Raw genomic sequence first — 21127 nt, 5'->3', positions numbered from 1 at the left:
ATGGAGAGCCTCGAAACCGAACAGAAGTACGACGTCGATGCCTCCACAGCGCTTCCGGAGCTGATGCAGGTCCCCGGTGTGGGACGCGTCGCGGAACCGGTCACGGATCGCCTTGAGGCGGTGTACTTCGACACCCCCACCCTTGCATTGGCTGCCCGGCGCATCACTTTGCGCCGCCGTACCGGCGGCAACGACCACGGGTGGCACCTCAAACTCCCCGCCGGCGGCAACCAGCGGCAGGAACTTCACGCCCCGCTCGGACAACCGGACACCGTGCCGGAGGAACTGGGCCGCCACGTGCACGTGTACACCCGGGGAGAAAAACTTGTGCCCGTCGCCCGGCTAAGCACGGGGCGCACCACGCACAGGCTCTACGGTCCGGCAGGCGAACACCTTGCCGACCTTGCCGACGACATGGTCCACGCTGAGACCCTGCATCCGGCCCAGACGGTGCAGGATTGGCGCGAATGGGAGGTCGAACTCGTCCACGGCACGGAGCGCCTCTTCGCAGACGCCGAGGAAGTCCTTACCTCAACCGGTGCGGTCCGCTCGGGCCATCCCTCCAAACTGGCGCGGGCTCTCGGGGATGCCTGGCCGCCGGAACGGGTGGCCTGCACGCGGGAACCGCGGAACAAGGGACCCGCGGCCGACGTCGTATCCGCCTATCTCGGCGCACAGATCACTGAACTCTTCACTCACGACCCCGGTGTGCGCGTGGAAGCACCGGACGCCGTCCACCAGATGAGGTCCGCGACCCGGCGTGCCCGCTCCGCCCTGGCCACCTACCGTCCGCTCTTCGACAAATCCACCGTCAAGAAGCTTGCGGGTGAACTGAAGTGGCTTGCCCGGATTCTCGGCAAAGCACGGGACGCCGAAGTCATGCGTGAACGCCTCCGTCAGCATTTGAACGACTTGCCGGGGCAGTCCGGCACCGGACCCGTCGAGGCAACGATCGAGCATGAGCTCGAAACCACCTACAACACCGGATTCAGGGAAACCCTCAGCGCGCTGGACTCCGGCCGCTACCACCAACTCCTGACGGATCTGGAGAACTTCCGCGACCATCCGCCAACCACTCCCCGCGCCTCCCGGCCCGCGGGCACCACAACGGCCCCGCTGGTCGACAAGGCGGGCAAACGCCTCAGGCGTGCCCGCAAGACTGCCAAACAAGCCAAGTCCGGTGGCCGCGATGCCGCGCTGCACCAGGTCCGCAAGGACGCCAAAAGAGTGCGGCACGCGGCCGAGTCCGTCGAGGAAATCCACGGAAAACGCGCCCGCAAACTCGCCAAGGCGGCCAAACGGCTTCAGCAGATCCTGGGCGACCACCAGGACAGCGTCCTGGCCCGCGGACTCCTGACCCGGCTGGCCTCGGAGCCGGGGCTGCCCCCGGAAGCGGCGCGCACCTACACCCGGCTGCTGAAGATCGAAGAGGACATCGCCCGCGACACCCAGGCCGCGTACCGGAAGGCTGCCGCAAAGAACTCACTCAAGATCCGGCTGCGCCACTGACGAAGGCCTTACGAAGTGATGGACGCCGCGGCCCCCCGGCGTCAAAATAATCTAATGGACGACACGGAAAAGCCCGACACCATCGCCAAAATCACGGAACGGCTCGCCGCCCGATATCCCGAGGCACCGCGCCCCCTTGTGGGCCGGATTGTCGCGGAGGAATACGGAACATTGGATGACAGCAGGATCCGGACCTACATCCCCACCCTGGTGGAACATCGGGCCAAGGACCGCCTCAACCGCGAGTTCAACGCTCAAAGCGCTGAACTCTGACTTCGGTGGGACCCTTCAGTCTCCGACGGCGTCGCGGCCCCGGCGGACGATGAGCGGGTCCGGGTCGTACACAACCGAGGCATCTTTGTCGGCGTAGTCGAACTGGTTGAGGAAGAAGCGCATGGCGTTGACCCGTCCCCGCTTCTTGTCGTTGGACTTGACCGTGATCCATGGTGCGTGGTCGGTGTCCGTGCGCAGGAACGTCTCTTCCTTGGCTTTCGTGTAGTCCTCCCAGCGGTCCAGGGAGGCCAGGTCCACAGGCGAAAGCTTCCAGCGCCGCACAGGGTCGATCTGGCGGATCGCGAAGCGGGTTCGCTGCTCGTGCCGGGTGACGGAGAACCAGAACTTGCTGAGGTGGATGCCGGAATCCACCAGCATCTTCTCGAACAACGGAGCCTGCCCCATGAAGGTCTCGTACTCATCGTCGGTGCAAAAGCCCATCACCCGCTCCACGTTGGCACGGTTGTACCAGGACCGGTCGAACATCACGATCTCTCCGGCGGTGGGAAGGTGCTGGATGTAGCGCTGGAAGTACCACTGACCGTGCTCGCGGTCCGACGGTTTGCTCAGTGCCACGGTCCGGGCCGAGCGGGGATCAAGGTGTTCGGTGAACCGCTTGATCGTCCCGCCCTTGCCGGCGGCATCGCGGCCCTCGAATACGATCACGATTTTCAGGCCGTGATCCTGGCCCCAGTACTGAAACTTCAGCAGTTCCACCTGCAGGCGATACTTTTCGAGTTCGTATTCCTCCCGGGACATCCGCTCCTGGTAGGGGTAGTCCTCCCGCCAGGTCTGCACGGCCGAGCCCCCGGGGTCAATCAGCTCCGGGTCCTCGCCCTGCCCGCCTCTCACCGTGTAGCCCACCTCGACGAGCCGGTCTATGGCTTCACGCAGGTTGTCCCGGACCCACCACGAATCCCCGGGTGTCCACGGCCGGCCTAGCTGCACCATCCGGGTCTCCTTCCGGCATTGCCGAAGCGTCGACGGCAGTTTATCTGACGGATCATCAGCGGGAGAAGGCAGGCCGTGAGGTTCAGCGCGGCGGGCGTCACGCCGACGGGAACCGGCTCCCTCTACCCGCGGCGGTGGATGGACTTGTAGCTCAGGTAGGCATTCAGGCCTTCAATCCCGTACTCGGTGCCCAGGCCCGAGTCGTGCCGGCCGCCAAAGGGTGCGGCATGGTTGGAGGCGAAGAAGTTGATGCCTACGGAGCCCGTATCCATCCGGTCAGCAACAGCGAGGGCCGTTTCGGGGTCCTGCCCGAACACCAGGCCTCCCAGCCCAAAGTCCGTGTTGTTGGCGAGGGCAACCGCCTCATCGACCTCATCGTATTTGAGGACGCAGATCACCGGGCCGAAGATCTCCTCGCGGGAGATCCGCATGTCAGGGGTGACGTCGGCGAACACCGTGGGCTCCACAAAGTAGCCGCCCTCCAACCCGCCGGCCAACGACGCCGCACGGCCGCCGGTCGTGGCGCGCGCCCCTTCGGCAAGCCCCGATTCCAGGTACTCCAGCACAGTCCGGTACTGGGACTCCGTGGCACAGGGCCCAAAGACGGTGGCGGGGTCCAGCGGATCACCCTGCTTCCCGGCGGCGATGGTGGCCGTGACCATGTCCACTACGTCGTCGTAACGGCTCGCGGGTGCAAGAATCCGGGTGGAGATGTAGCAGGTCTGGCCGGTGTTGCGCATGGAGGAGCGGATCAGCACCTTGGACATGGCCTCCAGGTCGGCGTCGGGCAGTACTATGGCGCTGGACTTACCGCCGAGCTCCAGCGTGACCGGGCGCAGCAGCTCCCCGCATGCGGCGGCAATTTTCCGGCCCACGGGCGTCGAACCTGTAAAGGCCACCTTGTCCACACCGGGATGCTTCACCAGCGCATCTCCCAGCCGGCCGGAGCCGGTGACCAGGTTGACGACGCCGGCGGGTACTCCGGCAGCGGCCACCGCGTCGATGATCACACGGATGGACAAGGGCGTGGGCGACGCCGGTTTGATCACGACGGTGCAGCCGGCCAGCAGTGCCGGCGCCAGCTTGATGACCACAAGGTTGATGGGGAAGTTCCACGGCGCGATCAGTGCGCACACTCCCAGGGGATCGCGCCGGACCACAGACTCTCCCCCGCCGCGCGGGAAGGGACGGACGTCCTCACGCTCCAGGTATTCGGCCAGGGTCGCGAAGTAGCGGAAGATGCCTGCCGCGTTGGCCGCGGCACCGGCGGACTCGGCCACCGGAGAGCCGTTCTCCCGGGAGTTGGTCAGCGACAGCTCGTCAGCCCGCTGTTCCACTTCGTCGGCAATCCGCAGCAGATAGGCGGCGCGCTCGGAAGGTGTCAGACGGGGCCAGGCGCCGTCGTCGGAATTATGGAACGCCCGCCGGGCGGAGCCGACGGCGGCGTCCACGTCTTCGGGCGTGCCGTCCGGGACCGAGCCCCAGACTTCGCCCGTGGCAGGGTCGGTGACCGGGTTCCGGCCGGTGCCGCGGGATGGTTGCCAGGCACCGTCGACGAAAATCGTGTCCACGTGGGTGTGCGGCAGGGAGAGTCCACTCCGGGCTGTCAGGGCGGGAGCGTCATGGGTGGCGGACGTCATCGGATCACCGCCGTCTTCAGCAGGGCGTTGGAGCGGTCGAGGTCTGCGGCGGCCATGTCCACGGCTGCCTGGGTGATGAGTTCGGGCACGATCTCGGTGGCCAGCCTGTCCGTGTAGGTTGCCGGATCCATCTTGAACCACGAGGAGGCCAGCGCAATCCCGGCACGGTCGAACCGCCACAGCCGGTCGGCGTCGCGCATCAGGGCATCCTCCAGCGAGCGCGCCACGGGACGGGTGTCATGGCCGTCGATGATCTCGCAGACGCTTTCCACGAACGCGGCCGAATAGCCCAGCCCGGGCAGCACCCGGCGTGCCACGTCGCAGCCCTGCTGCTCGTGTTCGTAGCGGATGGCCGCCTTGCGCCAGTCCCCGGCGAAGCCCTCCGAAATGATGCGGGTTTCATCAACGTGGGCCCAGCCGGTGTCGTGGAGCAGGGTGGCCACCCTCACCAGTCCGGCGTCGGCCTGGGGGTAGGCCCGGCACAGCCGTTCGGCGAAGGCGAGGGAAATCGGCAGGTGGATGTCGTTTCCGCGGGTCCGTGTCTCGTGGACAACGGCCTGCCACAGCGCGTCGAGCTCCTCAAGGGCTGCAGGGGTGGTGCAGATGGGCGTGGTGTCCACCGGCCCCGGTGCGGGAACGGGCCGGATGCTGTACTCGGCGGCGAAGGCCTCGGCCAACGGGTCCGGATTTTCGGTATCCACAGCGGTGGGGACGGCGCCGGGGCCAGCCTCGGCGACCGGAGTCTTGGGGGTGCTCATAATGCTCCTTCGGGTGGGCCAACCTGCTGTCTGGGTACAGCTAGCTGTCCGTGGTGATGGTCTTGAGGGGTGTTGCGGTGTCCTCGGCGGCATCGGCCGGGATGTTCCGGCCCTTGGCCAGGGCGTTCTTGACAGCCATGAAGTCCAGCGGCGCATTGACGCAGTCCGCTGCAATGATCCGGCCCTGGCGGTAGTACAGGACGCTGAATTTGCCGCGTTCCTCGTCGCGCCGGAGCACGGTCCGGTCGTAGCCGTTGCAGAGGCCCGCGATCTGGAGCTTGAGGTCGGCCTGGTTGGACCAGAACCACGGGATGCCGGCGTATTCCTCCCGCCTGCCCGTGAGCGAGTAGGCCGCCACCTTGGCATGCTCGATGGCGTTGTTGACGCTCTCCAGCCGGATCCGTTCGCCCGGCTCGGAACCCGGCACGGGGTTGGGCATGTTGGCAACATCCCCCACCGCCACGGTGGTCCCGTCCGACGCCAGCGCGAACCGGTCCACCACCACGCCGTTGTCCACGGCCAGTCCCAGCTGTTCGGCCAGCTGGGTATTCGGAATGACGCCGATGCCGATCAGTACAATCTGGGCAGGCAGCACAGTGCCGTCCTGAAGTTCGACGGCGGCGACTGAATTCTGATTTTCACCTGCGGCGTCGTTCGCGGTAAAGCGGGCCGCGCTGGTGTTGAGCCTGATGTCCAGGCCGCGGGCGCGGTGTGCCTGCAGGAAGTACTCGGCGGTCTCCTCCCCCACGGCCCGGCCCACAAGGCGCGGACCGAACTCGAGGACCGTGACGTTCCTGCCCATTTTATGCAGGCTGGACGCGGCTTCGAGGCCGATGAACCCGCCGCCGATCACCACCACGTCCGTGGCGTTGCCCACCCGGGCCTTAAGTGCCAGGGCGTCGTCGGCGTTGCGCAGGTACAGCACGCCGTCCAGGTCCCCGCCGTCGATGTCCAGTTTCCGCGCACGGGCACCCACGGTGAGCGCGAGCCGTTTGAAGGGGAACTCCCGGCCGGAGGACGCATGCGCCACCCCGGACCCGTCCGCTTCCTTGTCGATGCGGACGATGTATTCGCCCTTGACCAGCTCCACGTTGTGCTCGGCCCAGTACTCGTTGGAGCGGAAGATGAGTGATTCGCTCTCCACCGTGCCTTGCAGGAACTCCTTGGACAGTGCCGGCCGCTGGTACGGGCGGTGGTCCTCGTCGCCGAGGAGGGTGATGTGCTCGTCGAAGCCCAGGGCGCGAAGGGATACAGCGAGCTGCACGCCCGACTGGCTCGCGCCGATGATCAGGAGCCCCGTCCGTGTGGGGAGGGTTTGTGCCCCGGCTGTGACGCTGGTCGGCTGCGCCGCTGCGTGGGTGCCCACGGCTACACCTGCGTTTCCGGGGTGGTGACGAACAGTTCGATGTCGTCCGTCAGGCGCAGCTGGCAGGACAGCCGGGAGTTGTCCTCGCGGTCCACGGCGGTGCCGTAGAGCATTTCGTCCTCCATGTCCTCCATGGGCGGCAGCTGCGAAACGCAGTCCTCCCGGACGAAGACGTGGCAGGTGGCACAGGACAGTGAGCCGCCGCATTCGGCCACGATTCCGGGGACGCCGTTGCGTACCGCGGTTTCCATGACCGAGTCGCCCGCGTTGCCCTGAACGTCGCGGACGGCGCCTTGGGCGTCGGTGAAGTGAACCGTTGGCATTGGTCCTCCTTGGATTGAAGTTGGATGTTTGGTTGGATGACGGGCTCGTCAGATGAACTGGCGGCCGCCGTCCACCACCATGGTCTGGCCGGTGTAGTAGGAGCTGTCGGGTCCGGCGAGGAAGAGCGCGGCACCCACGATGTCCTCCGGCTGGCTGGCCCGCTTGATCGCACCGCGGTCCACGCCGTAGTTCTCGGCGTTTTCCATCAGCCCGTAACTGGCCTCGGTGAGAGTGAAGCCCGGGGCGATCGCGTTGACCGTGATCCCCCGCCGGCCCAGTTCCTTGGCCATGACCCGGGTCATGGCCACCACGCCTCCCTTGGAGGCGACGTAATGCAGCCATTGCTCGGAGCCGCTGAAGATGGTGGCGCTGGAGAGGTTGATGACGCGTCCGCCCTCCGGGAGGTAGGGGCTGGCCGCGCGGGTCACCAGCCACGGGCCCTTGAGGTTCACGTTCATGACCAGGTCCCATTCGGCCGGGTCAATGTCCTCGAACGGGCTCCGGGTCACCCCGGCGTACACCGCGGCGTTGTTAAGGACGACGTCGATGCTTCCGTTTCCGAACTCCGCGCAGCTTTTCGCGAGGTCCTCCGTGGAGTCCACGCTGGTGACGTCCGCTGGGAAGGCTGCGGCTTCGCCGCCGATTTCGCGGACCAGCTTCGCCGTCTGCTCGGCGCCTTCAAGGTTGATGTCCGCCACCGCGACCCGGTAGCCGCGGCCGGCGAAGCCGAGCGCGAACGCCCGGCCCAGCCCGCCGGCGGCACCGGTGATCAGGACAGTTTTCCCTGCTTCAGGCATGGTCACGTCAGACATGGCTGTGGGCGTGCGCGCCGGAACCGGCGGCCAGGAGGTCAGGTTCCAGCGCGTCGAGGATCTGGACCGTGCCCTTGGTCCCGTCCACCCGCAGCCTCTGGCCGGTCTTGATGGTGGTGGAGGCCGAACCGGTCCCGGTCACGGCCGGAAGTCCGTATTCGCGGCACACGATCGCGGCGTGGCTCATCATGCCGCCGATGTCCGTGACCGTAGCCTTGATCTTCCCGAAGATCGGACCCCATGAAGGCGCCGTCACGGTGGCAACGAGGATCTCGCCCTGCTGCACTTCGGAGAGCTGGTCCGCGTCGGTGACAACGCGGGCCAGGCCTTCCACCACACCAGGTGAGGCTGCCATGCCGCGCAGTCCGCCGCCTTCCACCGCTTCGCCGGCACCCAGCCACTGCTGGACCTGCTCGGTGGTGATGCCCCAGAGCATCCGGGTGAAGGGTTCGGTGATGGACTCCGGCGGCGTGTTCAGCGCCGGGGCAGGCCGGGCGGTCTTGAGCGCGTCCACAATGCCGCGCCGGCGTTCGATCTCCTCCGGCCAGAAGTCCGGCCCGATCGGCTTGGCGCCGACGCCCCAGCCGGTGACCAGGTCAAAGAGTGCGTCGCGGACCTCGTTGCGGCCCAGGTAGAGGAGGTCGTCCGGTTCGGTCCAGAAGCCCTCGGCGTGCATCATGCGGGAGAGCTCACGGATCTTGCGCCAGAAGACGCCCATGGTCCAGTGCTCGATGTAGAAGTTGTGGTTCTCCACGTAGGGGTAGGCGGTGGCGGCAAGGCCGCGCTTGGCGTCGAAGACCGCCTGGTTGTCGCCTTCGAGCAGGTCGCGGTACTCCTCGATGATGCGGTCCCGTTCGATGATCAGGGCTTCGACGGGACGCATGATTTCCTGGCCGTCGTCCACGCGCCGGATGTAGTCCGCGATGTAGCCGAGCGGGATTTCCTGGTGCTCGTTCCAGTACTTGTCGTGGCCGTAGAAGCCGTTGCCCACCGTGAAGTTGAACCACGGGTCCTTGGCCCCTTCGTACTGGGCGATCCAGCGGTCCCCGCCCGGAGCGGCGGCGACGGCACCCAAGGTGGCATCGACGTCGTCCGTGTTGCCAAAGTGGGCCTGGAGTCCCAGTTCCACGGCGAGCTTAGCGAGTCCCTTGAGTTCGTCGTCCGGGCGGAAGAGCTCCATGTCCACGCCCTGCACCATGGTGGCGATCGACTGGTCCGGGACGTTCGGGAAGACCTGCTTGCAGAAGTTGAAGAAGTCCAGGTAGGCGATGTAGCCCAGGTTCAGGAATTCAAAGTGGTACTGCCAGTTCTGGTAGGCCAGCTGGATCAGGCGGTCGTAGCTTTCCAGCAGCTTTTCGGAACCGTCCTTGCCCTTGCCGGTAACGATGTCCTCCATGGGGACCATGTCCGGAAGTTTGGGGAAGGAAATGGTTTCCATCTCGGCGATGGTGCCCTTGACTTTGACGTGCCACTCCTTGAGCAGCTGCTCCCAGTTCTGGAAGTAGTGGCCCACGCGCTGCTCGAACAGCGGCACACGCGCGGCGATCTGGTCTTCCGGCACGGGGATGGGCGACATGTAGAGGTAGCCAAGGTGGATGCGGAATTCGATGCCGTTGGCGTTGGGGATCATCAGGTGCCGGGCGTTGTACTGGCCCAGGCACTTGACCGCGAACTCGCCGCCGATGGTTTCAAAGGGCTTGAAGACGGTGGGCCAGTGCTGGCTGTCGCAGAACCAGAACTTGGCGTCCTCCTGTTCCTTGAGCCTGTCCTGGAACACGAGGTAGTAGGGGTAGATCTTTTCCCAGCCGTCGGCGCCGGCGGGGACCGCTAGCTCGGAGGGTTTGGGGAAGGACTTCAGGGACATGGCGGTCCTTTCATAGGGCTCAGCGGTGAGCCTTGGTGTGTGGAGCCTTAGGCGGAAGGGTTGAGTGTTGGCGTGCTGAATGCGCTGAAGAAGCCGCCGGAGACGACCGGCTGCGGGGCCGTCTGCGGGGCAGGTTTCGAGGAGTGCACGGTCTCCGGGCGGGACTGGAGCAGCAGCAGGTTGTCGCCGTCGGGCAGGTCCGCGTCGAGGGCCCATTCGATGTCCTGGGGGCACTTGTAGTGTTTCTCGGCCCGCTTGGCCATCCGGGCGACGGCGGTGAGTTCCGCATCGGTGAGGCTGCGGCGGCCGCGGCGTTCGGCGTCGACCTCGCGTTCCACCAGGCGCTTGGCGCCGGCGTCGGGGACCAGTTCGGCGTGCTTATCGCCGAGGTGTTCGCTGACGACGGCGAGCGTCACCTTGTCCAGCAGGATGTTGTCCGGGGTGACCTGGCCGGACACCACCATCTCCCCCACCCCGTAGGAGGAGTCGATGGTGATCTTGGAGCGGTCACCGTTGGTGGGGTCCATGGTGATGGCGACGCCGGACACCCGTGAGTTGACCATCTTCTGCACCACAACGGCCATCGACAGGCCCTCATTGGGGATGCTGTTCTTGAGCCGGTAGATGATGGCGCGGGAGGTGAAGAGCGAGGCCCAGCACTGGCGGATGTGCTCGGTGACCGCTTTGACCCCGTCGAGCCACAGGTAGGTGTCCTGCTGGCCGGCAAAGGAGGCGTCGGGCAGGTCCTCGGCGGTGGCGCTGGAGCGGACGGCCACCGGCACCGGCGAGTCGAAGCGGGCCATGAGCGACTCGTAGGCGGTGATGGTCAGTTCACGCATTGCCGGCGGTACGGGGCGGGAACAGATGTCCTCGCGGATGGCGGCGGACACCTTGTCCACCTGGCCCATGTCCTCGGGATCCAGATCGGCGAGGAGCTGGTGGATGTGCCGGGTGATGCCTGCTTCGTCCATGAACGCATCGAACTGGGCGGTGGTGACCACAAAGCCGGGCGGGACAGGCATGCCGGCGGAGGTCATGGTGACCAGGGAAGCGCCCTTGCCCCCAAGGTTTTCAAGCTCAGGTTCGATGCCGCCGTCGAAGAACTGGATGTATTCATTGCTTTGCATGGGGTCAGGCCTTCCAGGTGACAGGAACGGTCTCGGGGACACGGAAGGAGAGGTTCTCGCGGAAGGCGATGGCCTCCGGGTCCTCGAGCTGCAGCTCCGGGGCGAGCCGGGCCACTTCCTCGAGCGCGATTTTGGCCTGGAGCTTGGCCAGCATGTTGCCCAGGCAGTAGTGGATTCCGAAGCCGAAGGAGAGGTGCTCGCGGGCGTTGGGGCGGGTGATGTCGAAGTCTTCGCCGGCTTCGAACTTGCTTTCATCGCGGTTGGCAGAGCCCATCAGGAGCAGCAGCTGCGACCCCTCCTCGATGGGGACCCCGCCCACTTCGGTGTCTTTCAGGGCCTTGCGGCGCCAGCCGACGATCGAGCCGGCGTAGCGGAGGACCTCGTCGATCGCTGCGGGGATTTTCTTGGGGTCTTCGACCAGCTGCTGCCACTGCGCGGGACGGGCCAGCAGCTCCCGCAGGGCATTGGCGATCAGCGTGGTGGTGGTTTCGTGACCGGCGAAGAGCAGGCTGTAGAGAACCGAGGCGATCTCATGGTCCGAGATTTCCGCGCCTTCGTGCTGTGCCTTCACGAGGTCAGCGGTGAGGTTGTCCCCGCCTTCCTCATGGGCCACGCGGACCAGGCGCAGGCATTCCTGCCAGTATTCGACCAGGTTGCGGGCGTGCGGGACCTGTTCCTCATCGCTCAGGTCACCCCACGTCATGGCGGCGCGGGAATCACTCCAGCGCTTGAAGGTGTCCACCCGGGTAACGTCCGCGCCGATCAGGGTGAGGATGGTGATGGTGGGGACGTCGTAGGCGAGGTCCTTGACCATGTCGCCGCGGCGCTCTTCGCGGGAGAGCATTTTCTCGATGAGTTTGACGACGTTTTCCCGGATGAAAGGCTCCAGTGCTTTGTAGCGGCGGGGCGTGAAGGCCTTCTGCACCACGGCGCGGATCCGGGTGTGCTCCGGCGGGCGACGGGCGGAAAGTCCGGAGTAGGCGGTGAAGCCGCCGTCTTCCATGATCTTTTTCGCGGCGGGTCCGCGCTCGCGGACCGGGGCCTGGGCGTTTTCGCTGGAGAAGGTTTCCCAGTCCTCAAAAACGGCCTTGATGTCGTCGTAGCGGGAGACAACGTAGAGGCCGACGCGCTCATCGAACATCACCGGCTGTTCGGACCGGAGCTCGGCATAGGCACCGAAAGGGTCCTTCATCTGGAAGGGCTCATAGCCGTGGTGTCCGGCGGGGGCTTCGGCGCCGTATCCGAAGGGACAGCGGCCGGCCGTTTCTGTCGACGATGACATGGGGCTCCTTGAAAAGTGGTTCCGCCCGGCACCGTCAACGGTGCCCGGGGTTCTTACGGACCAGTGTGGTCCACCTCACCTCGGGATAACAGCTTTGACTTCCACTGAGCGGAAGGCAATGTCAGAGCCGGCCCGGCGTCGCCGCTTTGACCCGTCAGTCCCTTGCTCCGCGATGCACGCCAATCAACGTTTCCAGCGGAATCCGTGCAGTGGCACGCTCAATCTGGGCCGATATGCCCTTGAGGACGGGAAGGTGCCTGGTCATGGTGGATGCCTGCGATGTGGGCAGCACGAGGCCCAGTCCGGCGCCGATCCTGCCGGTGTGGAAAACCGGGACCGCAATGGAACACGACCCGAGCCGCATCTCCTCCATGGTGGTGGCGTAGCCCTGTTCCCGGATCTGGATCAGCTCTTCGGCAAACCGCCGCGGGTCAATGTGGGTATGGGCGGTGGGCCGCTCGAGGTCGCGGTTGAGGTAGGCGTCCCGGACCCAGTCGTCCTCGAACGCAAGGATGACTTTCCCGACGGCTGTGGCGTGCATGGGAAGGCGGCCGCCGACGCGGGAGGCCCGGGGCACGCGCTTGGAACCGTAGACCCGGTCGATGTAAAGGACCTCATGTCCCGCCCGGATGGCCAGGTGCGCTGTCTCGCCTGTCAGGGAGAACAGGTCCTGGATGTAGGGACGGGCAGCTTCGCGGAGCTGCCGTCCGGTGTTCTGGGCAAGTTCCCACAGCCGGATGCCCAGCTGGTAGCGGCCGTTGGGTTCGCGCGTCAGGAAACCCCAGTCCGTGAGTTCGTTGACCAGACGGTGTGCGGTGCTCAGCGGCAGCCCTGATTGTTCCGCAATGTCGGTCAGGCTCATTGCGCCGCGGGATTTCTCGAATGCTTCCAGGATGGCCAGGACCTTGGACGTCACGGAACGGCCAGGTTCGCGGCTGCCGCCGGCCATCGCTGCTCCTTTGCGTGCGTTCCGATTGCAGGACCGCCTCCGGCAGTCCGATCAGAGTCTAGCCTTCCCGTGCGGGTTCCTGACCAGCCTGTGCATCTACAAGTCGTCTCTTGACAAGCCAGAGGCGAGGGGACTCCCATTCACCTATCTACGTGAATAGGAAAGGGGGTGGTGGCCTTGTCTGCCGTCCAAGCTCCCCAAGGGAAACAGTCCCGCCTCCGGACAGGAGCCGCTCTCATGACGCTTGCCGGCCTGGCCTTCGTGGGGTATGCCGCAGTCTTCTTGGTACTGAACTTTTCGGGCACCTTCCTCGAGCTGGGCATCGGCCCCGATGAGGTGGACAAGGGGAAGGCGGACGTCGAGGCGTTCAGCCCGCAGCTGTATCACTACATCAGCCATCTGCACATCGCACTCAGCGGCTTCATCGCTGCGACCGGACTGGCCATCGCAGGCCTGTCCTGGTTCGGGGTGCGCCGCGGAGACCGGTGGGCCTTCGCCACAGCCGTTGTCGTCCCGGTCGTCGGACTCGCCGTGGCCCTCCCTGCACACTACCCATGGGGGCTGGCCACGCCCGGGCACCTCGGCCCGGTCTATCTGACCGTCCTCATTTTCCTGGTAGGGGCCGTCGCAGCCTACAGCGGGATGCGAAGCGTACGATGACACGCATCAGACGCAGCGGTTCAGGTTCCGCAGAAGGTCCGGTAGGGGCCAAAGCTGTCCGGTGCGGGCACGGTGTAACGCTCGAGTCCGGGCCGCTCAACGAAGGGTGAACCAACTGCTTCCATCAACCGTTGCAGCGGACCCATGTTCCCGCCAGTGGCGGCCGTCAATGCCTCCTCCACCATGTGGTTCCGCGGGATGTACGCGGGGTTGACCCGGTCCATGGCGTCCGCATCCGGCCCCAAGGCGCGCCAGCGCTCAGCCCAGGCATCAAATGCGGCCAGGTCAACCATCATGCCGCGCGCAGCCCCTGCTCGTCCGCGGGCAGCGTTGGCGAGGTGACGGAAAAACGACGTGTAGTCCGCACGGGACTCCTGCACCAGAGCCACAAGCTCGTCCACGAGAGCCGAGGCCACCTCATCGTCAAGGCCCGCACGGAACCCCAGCTTGGCCTTCATCCCCGCCGCCCAGGCGTCACTGTACTGCCGGCGGAAGCCGCCTAGTGCTTCCACCGCGAGGACCACCGCCTGCTCCTGGTCATCGTGGATCAGGGGCAGGAGAGACTCGCCGAGCCGGGCAAGATTCCATTCCGCGACCACCGGCTGATTCCGGTATGCGTAGCGTCCGGCCTCGTCGATCGAACTATAGACGGCCCCGGGATCGAAGCCTTCCATGAAGGCGCACGGCCCGTAATCGATGGTTTCGCCCGAGATCGTCATGTTGTCGGTGTTCATAACCCCGTGCACGAATCCCACGAGCATCCACCGCGCCACCAGCGACGCCTGGGCGGATATGACCGCTTGGAACAGTGCGAGATATGGGTTCCCCGCCGCAGCTATGGACGGGTAGTGACGCGCGAGTGCGTAGTCGGCGAGGCGGCGAAGGAGGCCGATGTCGCCCGTGGACCTGGCGTACTGGAAGCTGCCCACGCGCAGGTGGCTGCTGGCAACCCTGGTCAGAACGGCGCCCGGCAGCGGAGACTCCCGCTGCACAGAACGCCCGGTCGCGACGACGGCGAGGGACCTCGTGGTGGGGATGTTCAAAGCGTGCATTGCCTCGCTCAGGATGAATTCACGCAGCATGGGCCCGACCACTGCCCGGCCGTCCCCGTTCCGCGCGAACGGCGTCCGTCCCGACCCCTTGAGGTGGATCTCGCGAGGGTGCCCGTCCGCATGCCCGACCTCACCGAGCAGGAGCGCCCGCCCGTCCCCCAGACGTGGCGCGTACCAGCCAAACTGGTGGCCGGCGTACGCCTGCGCCACCGGAGTGGCGTCCGCAGGTATGGCGTTGCCGATCAGCAGACGCACACCCTCGGGGCTCCGGAGGAAGGCAGGATCGAGAGCGAGCTCGGCGGCCAGGGCCTCGTTAAGGACCAGGAGTTGCGGGTCGGGAGCTTCCTCCGCCCGCCAGGGAATGGCCATCTCCTTGAAGTCCCGTGCGAAGCGGCCATCAAACGTGACGGTCGAATGCGCGATGTCACTCATGTATCAAGGGTACGGCGACACTGCCAGCGACGCAGCGCCCGGGCTTACGGGCGGAGATGCGCAGGTTCCTTGGTAATTTTCTCGATATCGGCCGCGGTGACTTCGATCAGCTGATGCGCCAGGTCCGCCAGGGCGCGTGCGGTCGCCAACTCGTCCCCGATCTCGGGCACATTGGAGTCCACCGGATTCAGCCTGGCCAACCCGACGCCTTCCAGTTCAGCCGGGTTCCCGGTCCTCAATCGCGCGGTGGCCCTTGTTTGGTTTTCATGTTCGTCGATGACGATTTTCACCGACCAGTTTTTCTCTTGCATGGTGGCCGCCTCCTCGGTCCAATTTCCACGATCCCAAGATCGAGGCAGGCCGTCAAGGGCCCTGAGATTGTCCGAAAAAACGAGGAGCAGCGGTAGAACCTCCGGGGAACTACGCGCCCGGCTCGTAGGTCCCGTACTCGGGAAGACCCGCCGACTCATAGACGTGAACCGCCAGGCCGCCCGGCGTCGTCTCATTGCGAATCAGCCGCAGCCCGGCCTCGGCGCCTCCCTCAGGAAAGAGCCTCCGGCCGCTGCCCAACACGACCGGAGCGATCACCAGGCGCAACTCGTCGAGCAGCCCTGCGGCCAACAGCGACTGGGCCAAGGTTGCACTGCCGTGAATCTGCAACTCCCGGCCGGACTCCTGCTTTAGTTCAGAAACTTGCGCGGCGATGTCTCCCGACAGGATCGTCGTCGGAGCCCAATCCGCTGTCTTCAAGCTGCGGGAGGCCACGTACTTTGGGAGTCCATTCATCTTTTCCGTGAACGGATCATCCGGGTCCGTGATCCGTGGCCAGTCCCGCGAAAAGTTGTCGTAGGTGCGGCGGCCAAACAGCAAAGCATCGGCCCGGCCCAGCCAGTCCGCGGCCAGTTTCACGAACTCCTCGTCAAGGTAGGGCACGAACCAGCCTCCCTTACTGAATCCGTCGCTGGCGTCCTCCTCTGGGGATCCAGGACCCTGGGAAACACCATCCAGGGTCAGGAACTGCGTGAGTGTCAGTTTCAACGTCTATCCCCTCTCGGTACTTGACCACTTATGGCCTCAACGCTACTCGCCGTTCGGCCTGGCTCCGCGGTTGCTCCCGGGTCTTTGCTGTCAGTTCAATGATTACCAGGGCCACGGCCGTGAGGACCGCGCAGGCGGCAAAGACTGCTTGGTACCCGAACGCCGTCATTGATCCAACGGCGATAATCGGACCGGACGCAATTGCGCCAAGACGCCGCGTGTTGGTGAACAGGCCTGACGCCAGACCCGGACGCGGGATGATCTGCTGAAACAAGGTCAGGCCTACGCCGGCCACTACTCCGAAGAACCAGGCATGGAGCAGCTGAAGCCCGACAAGGGTGATCGGATCGGCGACAAAAGTCATTCCTGCGTAGTAAGCGAGACCGGCAAGGCATCCCGAAGCGATGAGTGCTTTCCCGGAGAACTTTCGGCTAAGGCGCGCTGTTCAGCTGCCGAGCAGCAGGGTGCGGCGGAGCCAGGCCTCGACGTCGGCCCCGGCTTCCTTTACTTCCTCGCCGCGCACGGCGAGCCCTTCGCCGACGGTGGCCCCGGGGCAGGCAGCTGCGTAGTCCCGTTCGGTGGACCCGAGACCGCTCACGGCGAAGGTGGTGACGGGGTGGATGGCTTTGCCGGCGAAATCGAGCGCCTCGGTGAATGTCGTCATGATGATCGGTGCCCGGTTGCCCAGATGCCGCTTGCCAGCAGCACGGTGTCATATTGTGACAGGTCCGGGAGTGGATTGGCGATGGCCGGCCGGGCGTTTTCGCGTTGTTCCCGGCTGTTCCGCGCAACGGTTTCTTCGTAGTCTTCCGGATAGGGGTCCGCTGCCTCGATCAGGTGGACGTCGCATCCGATCAGCTCCCGGATCATGCCGGCCAGCACTTCAGTGTTGCCGACTTCCAGGTCGGTGCGGTCGCCGGCGAGTGCATCATGTCCTTCAGTGCGGGAAAGCGGAACTGATTCCAGGAAACCAGTCCCTTCATGAGCGTGGGAGTACCTGTTGTGAGGTGTTATGACGGTTCCTGTTTGGCAAGGTCACGGCGTCATAGCGTGGGAACCCAGGCACAACAGCCGCGGCCGTGAACCGGAACGCGTTCACTGTCTCCCGGAAGAGTCTTCCTCGGACACGTTCGTGTGCCATAGTCTGGGCACGCCAGCCTGAGGCCAAAGGTGAACAAGGCTGAAAGCTGGACACCAGACGCCCTGGAGGGACCAACCATGCTGATCTGCGCAACCTGCGCCGTCGAACGCGACGAACCCGCTCCCGGGCTCTGCCCGATCTGCACCGATGAGCGGCAGTATGTGCCCGAAGACGGACAGAAGTGGCTCACCCTGGACGAGCTGGCGAACGCCGGCCAGCAGACAATCCTGAAAGAGAACGAGCCTGGACTTACCGGGATCAAGACGGAGCCCAAAGTCGGGATCGGCCAGACCGCCCAACTTGTGGTGACACCCGAAGGTTCCCTGCTGTGGGATCCGGTCGGATATGTCGATGACAGCGCTGTGAGGGCAGTGCTCGAGCGAGGCCCGGTCGTGGCGATTGCCGCCAGCCATCCACATATGTTCGGTGTGCAGGTCGAATGGTCGCGTCGGCTCGGTGGCGTCCCGGTGCTCGTGGCGGACGCAGACCGGCGGTGGCTGGGGCGCCACGATGCGATCATCGACTACTGGTCCGGCAGTCAAACCATCGCCGCAGGGTTGACGCTCCACCAGACCGGCGGGCACTTCCCGGGCAGCGCAGTGGTGCACTGGCCGGCAGGCGCGGACGGCAAAGGAGTCCTGCTGACCGGCGACAGCGTGTATCCGAATCCGGACCGCCGCTCCATCTCGTTCATGCGCAGCTACCCGAATCATTTACCGCTATCCGGACAGGTGGCGTTGCGCATCGCCGCGCAGCTGGAAGGGCTCACGTTCGACCGGATCTACGGCAACTTCAACAACGTCATCGCGTCCGGAGCCAAAGCCATCCTGCACGATTCCGCCCAAAGACACGCTGCCTGGGCGCGAGGAGACTTCGACCATTTGACCTGAAGCGTTCGACGGCGGCGCGCACCCGCCGTCGGACGCTTCAGGTGGTCACAGGTCCCGCCACCCGGACGGCGGAGGCGAGTCCAGAAAAGTGGTCACAACTTCCTGCACCAGACGTGTCTTCGCGAGCCCGAAAAAATGTGTCGTGCCGGGAAAAACCGCGAGCTGCGACGCCGGTACGCCCTCGAAGTCGCCGTTCACGTCTCCCCCGCGCAGTTGCAGGAACCGCACCGCGTGCTCGAGCCTGACCATGTCGCAGTCGCCGACGGTGATCAGGGTGGGGGCCGCGATGCCCCGGATCTCGTCATCATTCCATCCCGTGGCGCCCGCGTCGTAGCGCCCCAGCTTGTCCAGGAGTCCTTGCAGATGATCGTGGTCGGGGTGCGGCGACACCGTCAGATAGCGCTCTTCCATGGGGGTGCCGGCGATCATGTCCACGGTCATTGCGGCGACCGCTTCGGAGTTTTCGCCCCGATCGCCGTCTGGCCGGAAAGACACGGACGAGACAATGAGTTTGCGGATTAGGTCCGGGCGCTTGACTGCCAGATGCAGTGCCACCGCGCCGCCGACGCTGAATCCGAAGATGTCCACTTCCCGGACGTCCAGATGTTCCAGCAGTCCGACGATATCGGAGGCGAGGTCGCGGGTGTTCAGTGGACGGTCGATGTCGTTGGTTCGGCCGTGACCTTGGAAGTCCGTCGCGATGACCCGGCGGCCTGCCGACAAGCCCGGAAGCAAAGCCCCAAATTGCTGCTCGATATCGAACAGTCCGCCATGTAATAGCAGCAGCGGCGTGCCGCCGGCACCATGCAGCTCGTAGTACATCTGCATTCCGTTGACGGGGGCGTACCCGGTTTCGGGGGCCGCCGTCGCTTGCTGATCCATCAGGTCGTTCTCCGCTCGTTTCTGGAAGCCCTTCGTTTTGGGCCATCCTAGTTGTATTGACCACGGACGTTAGTTACATGCGGCGTGGTTTGGTGACATGAAGAAGACCTCCGGGTGGAGTGGGGCTTGTCTAGAGTCCAATTCCACGCACGGAGGTCTTCATGTCCCACCCTAACGCTCTTCTGACCCCTCGTGGCCGGCTGCAGCTCGCACAATGTGTCGTTGACCAATGCTGGAGTCTGCGCCGTGCCGCTGAACGCTTCCAGGTCTCAGTGCCAACGGCGGCTCGTTGGGCGCAGCGCTACCGCGAGCACGGCCCGGAGGCAATGAATGACCGTTCCAGCCGCCCGCATTCCTCGCCCCGGCGGACAGCAACGCGGACGGAGCGGCGGATCATCGCCGTGCGCGTGAACCGCCGGTGGGGGCCGGCAAGGATCGGTTATCTGCTGGGAATCCACCCCTCCACGGTGCACCGCGTCCTGTCCCGCTACCGGCTGGCGAAACTGGCCTGGCTTGATCGTGGCACCGGAAGAGTGATCCGCCGCTACGAACACGAGAAGCCCGGGGACCTGGTCCATGTCGATATCAAGAAACTTGGTCGGATCCCGGACGGCGGCGGACACCGCGCCCTCGGCAGGGCCACCGGACGCCGGAACAAGGCCCGGACTCCATCCAACCGCCGGCCCGGCTACCACTACCTCCACAATGCCGTCGATGACTATTCACGCCTTGCATACACCGAGATCCTCACCGACGAGACAAAGGAAACCGCAGCAGCCTTCTGGCACCGCGCCAACGCCTGGTTCCAAGCCCAAGGGATCACGGTCCAGCGCGTCCTGACCGACAACGGAAACTGCTATCGGTCCCGCGCCTTCGCCCAAGCCCTGGGCCCGGACATCAAGCACAAACGCACCCGCCCCTATCGCCCGCAAACCAACGGCAAGGTCGAACGGTTCAACCGCACGATGCTGGAGGAATGGGCCTACGCCCGCCCCTACCGCTCCGAGGCCGAGCGTGTTGCCGCCTTCCCCGACTGGCTCCATGCTTACAATCACCACCGAGCCCACACTGCCCTTAAGGGTCAGACACCGGCCAGCCGCGTCACTAACCTCTCAGGTCAATACACCTAGTCCGGCTGCAGTCCGGGCGGCAGGGTAGCTCGCATCATCCGCCGGCGACATCCTTGCGCTCGCGGAGTAACTGGACTCCTGCTTCCGCATAGGGCACGGCGACGAGGATGACCCCCGCCAGTGCTGCCACGAGCGTCCCGATGCTGAGGGCGAACTGCGCCTGACCGGGATAAACTGGATCGATCATGATCGGTGCCCAGCTCCGTCTGCTTCTGGCCTGGTTCGTCATCCTGGCGACCCTCCTCTCGGCCTGCACACCCGCGATCAGACTCGATGAGAACACCCCCGATCAACCCATCCAGTCCTCCTCGGCCCCTCCCGCCGCACGCGATGACGTCCCCGCCCCGCCATCGGTCCCCACGCCGACCCCGCCATCGGTCGCCACGCCGCCCCCGGTTCCCGCGCCGCCCCCTGTGCCCCAGGCGTTCGCCCTCAACCTCTACCAGGAGGGGGACTTCGTGCCGCAGTACACCTTTGAGTGGTGTGTGGCGGCGAGCATCCAGATGATGCACAACCTCATCGACGAAACGGGGACCGTCACGTGGGCCGATAGCGTTCAGCAGGGCGAGCTGTGGGAGATGGCCCGGGCACGGTCGTCCAACTCGTTCAACGGTGCCAACCCCTTGGGTTGGGCGCAGGTGCTGAACGAGGTCGGGATGGGGCCGTACGCCGTTGTCAGCATCGCTGACTACGAGGAAGCGCTGCAGACCGCTGCGCGCGCCATCGCCGACACGGACCGGCCGGTCGGGCTGGTCATGTGGCGCGGCCGCCACGTATGGGTGATGAGCGGCTTCGAGTCACTCGGCGATCCCGACAGTTTCCAGGACTTCTCAGTCACCGGCATCCGCGTCCAGGATCCGCTCTACCCGTACGGCGACGGGCAGTGGGGACCGTCCCCCGCGCCCAACGCCGTACTCACCCCTGAACAGTTGGCGACGCAGTTCGTCGTCCGCGAGCCGCGACGCTGGAGCAGCGACCTGCCGACCGGTTACATGCTGGTGCTGCCGCTCGCCAAGGCCTGAACAGTACGACGGCGGGAAGCCCGCC

Annotated in this window: 24 protein-coding genes; 6 read left to right on the top strand and 18 right to left on the bottom strand. The window is 65.4% G+C overall.

Annotated features, from left to right (window positions below):
- Together Q8Z05_RS17830 and Q8Z05_RS17825 are read left to right on the top strand one after the other, a co-directional pair.
- A complete protein-coding gene (locus tag Q8Z05_RS17830) occupies nucleotides 1-1509 on the top strand; it encodes a CYTH and CHAD domain-containing protein (RefSeq protein ID WP_305943614.1) in 1509 nt (502 codons plus the stop codon).
- 54 nt (nucleotides 1510-1563) lie between these two features.
- Complete coding sequence (locus Q8Z05_RS17825) at nucleotides 1564-1782, top strand: three-helix bundle dimerization domain-containing protein (protein WP_305940900.1); 219 nt, start codon at nucleotides 1564-1566, stop codon at nucleotides 1780-1782.
- Nucleotides 1783-1797: 15 nt separating this feature from the next.
- Here Q8Z05_RS17825 and ppk2 read toward each other — a convergent pair whose 3' ends face one another.
- The 10 genes from ppk2 to Q8Z05_RS17775 form a co-directional block, all read right to left on the bottom strand.
- Nucleotides 1798-2733 (bottom strand): polyphosphate kinase 2, encoded by a 936-nt coding sequence (gene ppk2 / locus Q8Z05_RS17820; protein WP_305940899.1) that lies wholly within the window; start codon nucleotides 2731-2733, stop codon nucleotides 1798-1800.
- Nucleotides 2734-2855: 122 nt separating this feature from the next.
- A complete protein-coding gene (locus Q8Z05_RS17815; RefSeq protein WP_305940898.1) occupies nucleotides 2856-4373 on the bottom strand; it encodes an aldehyde dehydrogenase family protein in 1518 nt (505 codons plus the stop codon).
- Nucleotides 4370-5131, bottom strand: a complete 762-nt coding sequence (locus Q8Z05_RS17810) for an HD domain-containing protein (RefSeq protein ID WP_305940897.1) — start codon at nucleotides 5129-5131, stop codon at nucleotides 4370-4372. The genes Q8Z05_RS17815 and Q8Z05_RS17810 overlap by 4 nt, the downstream gene beginning before the upstream one ends.
- Before the next feature lie 40 nt (nucleotides 5132-5171).
- Entirely contained in the window at nucleotides 5172-6497 is a 1326-nt protein-coding gene (locus Q8Z05_RS17805; protein WP_305940896.1) for an NAD(P)/FAD-dependent oxidoreductase, read from the bottom strand.
- Nucleotides 6498-6499: 2 nt separating this feature from the next.
- Nucleotides 6500-6820 (bottom strand): 2Fe-2S iron-sulfur cluster-binding protein, encoded by a 321-nt coding sequence (locus tag Q8Z05_RS17800; protein ID WP_305940895.1) that lies wholly within the window; start codon nucleotides 6818-6820, stop codon nucleotides 6500-6502.
- A 48-nt stretch (nucleotides 6821-6868) separates the two neighbouring features.
- Nucleotides 6869-7633 (bottom strand): SDR family NAD(P)-dependent oxidoreductase, encoded by a 765-nt coding sequence (locus tag Q8Z05_RS17795; protein WP_305940894.1) that lies wholly within the window; start codon nucleotides 7631-7633, stop codon nucleotides 6869-6871.
- Nucleotides 7626-9497, bottom strand: a complete 1872-nt coding sequence (locus Q8Z05_RS17790; RefSeq protein WP_305940893.1) for a PEP-utilizing enzyme — start codon at nucleotides 9495-9497, stop codon at nucleotides 7626-7628. Before Q8Z05_RS17790 ends, Q8Z05_RS17795 begins: the two co-directional genes overlap by 8 nt.
- A gap of 47 nt (nucleotides 9498-9544) precedes the next feature.
- Nucleotides 9545-10624 (bottom strand): PEP/pyruvate-binding domain-containing protein, encoded by a 1080-nt coding sequence (locus Q8Z05_RS17785; protein WP_305940892.1) that lies wholly within the window; start codon nucleotides 10622-10624, stop codon nucleotides 9545-9547.
- Nucleotides 10625-10628: 4 nt separating this feature from the next.
- A complete protein-coding gene (locus tag Q8Z05_RS17780; RefSeq protein WP_305940891.1) occupies nucleotides 10629-11906 on the bottom strand; it encodes a cytochrome P450 in 1278 nt (425 codons plus the stop codon).
- A gap of 154 nt (nucleotides 11907-12060) precedes the next feature.
- Nucleotides 12061-12855, bottom strand: a complete 795-nt coding sequence (locus tag Q8Z05_RS17775) for an IclR family transcriptional regulator (protein ID WP_305940890.1) — start codon at nucleotides 12853-12855, stop codon at nucleotides 12061-12063.
- A 237-nt stretch (nucleotides 12856-13092) separates the two neighbouring features.
- Here Q8Z05_RS17775 and Q8Z05_RS17770 point away from each other — a divergent pair, with 237 nt between their 5' ends.
- Nucleotides 13093-13515 carry a hypothetical protein gene (locus Q8Z05_RS17770; RefSeq protein WP_305940889.1) on the top strand — a complete coding sequence of 141 codons (423 nt, stop codon included), beginning with the start codon at nucleotides 13093-13095 and terminating at the stop codon, nucleotides 13513-13515.
- Nucleotides 13516-13535: 20 nt separating this feature from the next.
- On the opposite strand, the gene Q8Z05_RS17765 is transcribed toward Q8Z05_RS17770, so the two are convergent.
- The 6 genes from Q8Z05_RS17765 to Q8Z05_RS17740 form a co-directional block, all read right to left on the bottom strand.
- On the bottom strand, nucleotides 13536-14999 hold the full coding sequence (locus tag Q8Z05_RS17765; protein WP_305940888.1) for a protein adenylyltransferase SelO: 1464 nt from the start codon (nucleotides 14997-14999) through the stop codon (nucleotides 13536-13538).
- A gap of 44 nt (nucleotides 15000-15043) precedes the next feature.
- The gene (locus Q8Z05_RS17760; RefSeq protein WP_305940887.1) at nucleotides 15044-15310 is read right to left on the bottom strand and encodes a DUF1876 domain-containing protein; all 267 of its coding nucleotides are present in this window, start codon (nucleotides 15308-15310) and stop codon (nucleotides 15044-15046) included.
- A 109-nt stretch (nucleotides 15311-15419) separates the two neighbouring features.
- A complete protein-coding gene (locus Q8Z05_RS17755; protein ID WP_305940886.1) occupies nucleotides 15420-16037 on the bottom strand; it encodes a dihydrofolate reductase family protein in 618 nt (205 codons plus the stop codon).
- Nucleotides 16038-16065: 28 nt separating this feature from the next.
- Nucleotides 16066-16443 carry an MFS transporter gene (locus Q8Z05_RS17750; protein WP_305943613.1) on the bottom strand — a complete coding sequence of 126 codons (378 nt, stop codon included), beginning with the start codon at nucleotides 16441-16443 and terminating at the stop codon, nucleotides 16066-16068.
- 39 nt (nucleotides 16444-16482) lie between these two features.
- Entirely contained in the window at nucleotides 16483-16701 is a 219-nt protein-coding gene (locus tag Q8Z05_RS17745) for a flavodoxin (protein WP_305940885.1), read from the bottom strand.
- Nucleotides 16698-16919: a flavodoxin gene (locus Q8Z05_RS17740; protein ID WP_305940884.1), complete on the bottom strand. Its 222-nt coding sequence runs from the start codon at nucleotides 16917-16919 to the stop codon at nucleotides 16698-16700. Before Q8Z05_RS17740 ends, Q8Z05_RS17745 begins: the two co-directional genes overlap by 4 nt.
- Nucleotides 16920-17255: 336 nt before the next feature.
- Here Q8Z05_RS17740 and Q8Z05_RS17735 point away from each other — a divergent pair, with 336 nt between their 5' ends.
- The gene (locus Q8Z05_RS17735; RefSeq protein ID WP_305940883.1) at nucleotides 17256-18068 is read left to right on the top strand and encodes an MBL fold metallo-hydrolase; all 813 of its coding nucleotides are present in this window, start codon (nucleotides 17256-17258) and stop codon (nucleotides 18066-18068) included.
- Between the two features lie 45 nt (nucleotides 18069-18113).
- On the opposite strand, the gene Q8Z05_RS17730 is transcribed toward Q8Z05_RS17735, so the two are convergent.
- Nucleotides 18114-18950 (bottom strand): alpha/beta fold hydrolase, encoded by an 837-nt coding sequence (locus Q8Z05_RS17730; RefSeq protein WP_305940882.1) that lies wholly within the window; start codon nucleotides 18948-18950, stop codon nucleotides 18114-18116.
- Between the two features lie 161 nt (nucleotides 18951-19111).
- Here Q8Z05_RS17730 and Q8Z05_RS17725 point away from each other — a divergent pair, with 161 nt between their 5' ends.
- Entirely contained in the window at nucleotides 19112-20080 is a 969-nt protein-coding gene (locus tag Q8Z05_RS17725; protein WP_305940881.1) for an IS481 family transposase, read from the top strand.
- A 34-nt stretch (nucleotides 20081-20114) separates the two neighbouring features.
- Here the strand turns inward: Q8Z05_RS17725 and Q8Z05_RS17720 are convergent, their stop codons facing one another.
- Nucleotides 20115-20267, bottom strand: a complete 153-nt coding sequence (locus Q8Z05_RS17720) for a hypothetical protein (protein ID WP_305940880.1) — start codon at nucleotides 20265-20267, stop codon at nucleotides 20115-20117.
- 226 nt (nucleotides 20268-20493) lie between these two features.
- Between Q8Z05_RS17720 and Q8Z05_RS17715 the strand changes: the two genes are divergently transcribed.
- The gene (locus tag Q8Z05_RS17715; protein WP_371745878.1) at nucleotides 20494-21102 is read left to right on the top strand and encodes a hypothetical protein; all 609 of its coding nucleotides are present in this window, start codon (nucleotides 20494-20496) and stop codon (nucleotides 21100-21102) included.
- Nucleotides 21103-21127: the final 25 nt, after the last annotated feature.

It is taken from the genome of Arthrobacter oryzae (genome assembly GCF_030718995.1).
GTDB classification, from domain to species: Bacteria; Actinomycetota; Actinomycetes; order Actinomycetales; family Micrococcaceae; genus Arthrobacter; species Arthrobacter oryzae_C.
The sequence above is the reverse complement of the archived record's forward strand: the minus strand, read 5'-3'. Positions and strand labels throughout refer to the sequence as shown.

Bases quoted from the DNA above. Each gene is read 5' to 3' on its own strand.
- Q8Z05_RS17830 (WP_305943614.1), top strand. From the start codon at position 1: ATGGAGAGCCTCGAAACCGAACAGAAGTACGACGTCGATGCCTCCACA.
- Q8Z05_RS17825 (WP_305940900.1), top strand. From the start codon at position 1,564: ATGGACGACACGGAAAAGCCCGACACCATCGCCAAAATCACGGAACGG.
- ppk2 (WP_305940899.1), bottom strand. From the start codon at position 2,733: ATGGTGCAGCTAGGCCGGCCGTGGACACCCGGGGATTCGTGGTGGGTC.
- Q8Z05_RS17815 (WP_305940898.1), bottom strand. From the start codon at position 4,373: ATGACGTCCGCCACCCATGACGCTCCCGCCCTGACAGCCCGGAGTGGA.
- Q8Z05_RS17810 (WP_305940897.1), bottom strand. From the start codon at position 5,131: ATGAGCACCCCCAAGACTCCGGTCGCCGAGGCTGGCCCCGGCGCCGTC.
- Q8Z05_RS17800 (WP_305940895.1), bottom strand. From the start codon at position 6,820: ATGCCAACGGTTCACTTCACCGACGCCCAAGGCGCCGTCCGCGACGTT.
- Q8Z05_RS17795 (WP_305940894.1), bottom strand. From the start codon at position 7,633: ATGTCTGACGTGACCATGCCTGAAGCAGGGAAAACTGTCCTGATCACC.
- Q8Z05_RS17790 (WP_305940893.1), bottom strand. From the start codon at position 9,497: ATGTCCCTGAAGTCCTTCCCCAAACCCTCCGAGCTAGCGGTCCCCGCC.
- Q8Z05_RS17785 (WP_305940892.1), bottom strand. From the start codon at position 10,624: ATGCAAAGCAATGAATACATCCAGTTCTTCGACGGCGGCATCGAACCT.
- Q8Z05_RS17780 (WP_305940891.1), bottom strand. From the start codon at position 11,906: ATGTCATCGTCGACAGAAACGGCCGGCCGCTGTCCCTTCGGATACGGC.
- Q8Z05_RS17775 (WP_305940890.1), bottom strand. From the start codon at position 12,855: ATGGCCGGCGGCAGCCGCGAACCTGGCCGTTCCGTGACGTCCAAGGTC.
- Q8Z05_RS17770 (WP_305940889.1), top strand. From the start codon at position 13,093: ATGACGCTTGCCGGCCTGGCCTTCGTGGGGTATGCCGCAGTCTTCTTG.
- Q8Z05_RS17765 (WP_305940888.1), bottom strand. From the start codon at position 14,999: ATGAGTGACATCGCGCATTCGACCGTCACGTTTGATGGCCGCTTCGCA.
- Q8Z05_RS17760 (WP_305940887.1), bottom strand. From the start codon at position 15,310: ATGCAAGAGAAAAACTGGTCGGTGAAAATCGTCATCGACGAACATGAA.
- Q8Z05_RS17745 (WP_305940885.1), bottom strand. From the start codon at position 16,701: ATGACGACATTCACCGAGGCGCTCGATTTCGCCGGCAAAGCCATCCAC.
- Q8Z05_RS17735 (WP_305940883.1), top strand. From the start codon at position 17,256: ATGCTGATCTGCGCAACCTGCGCCGTCGAACGCGACGAACCCGCTCCC.
- Q8Z05_RS17730 (WP_305940882.1), bottom strand. From the start codon at position 18,950: ATGGATCAGCAAGCGACGGCGGCCCCCGAAACCGGGTACGCCCCCGTC.
- Q8Z05_RS17725 (WP_305940881.1), top strand. From the start codon at position 19,112: ATGTCCCACCCTAACGCTCTTCTGACCCCTCGTGGCCGGCTGCAGCTC.
- Q8Z05_RS17720 (WP_305940880.1), bottom strand. From the start codon at position 20,267: ATGATCGATCCAGTTTATCCCGGTCAGGCGCAGTTCGCCCTCAGCATC.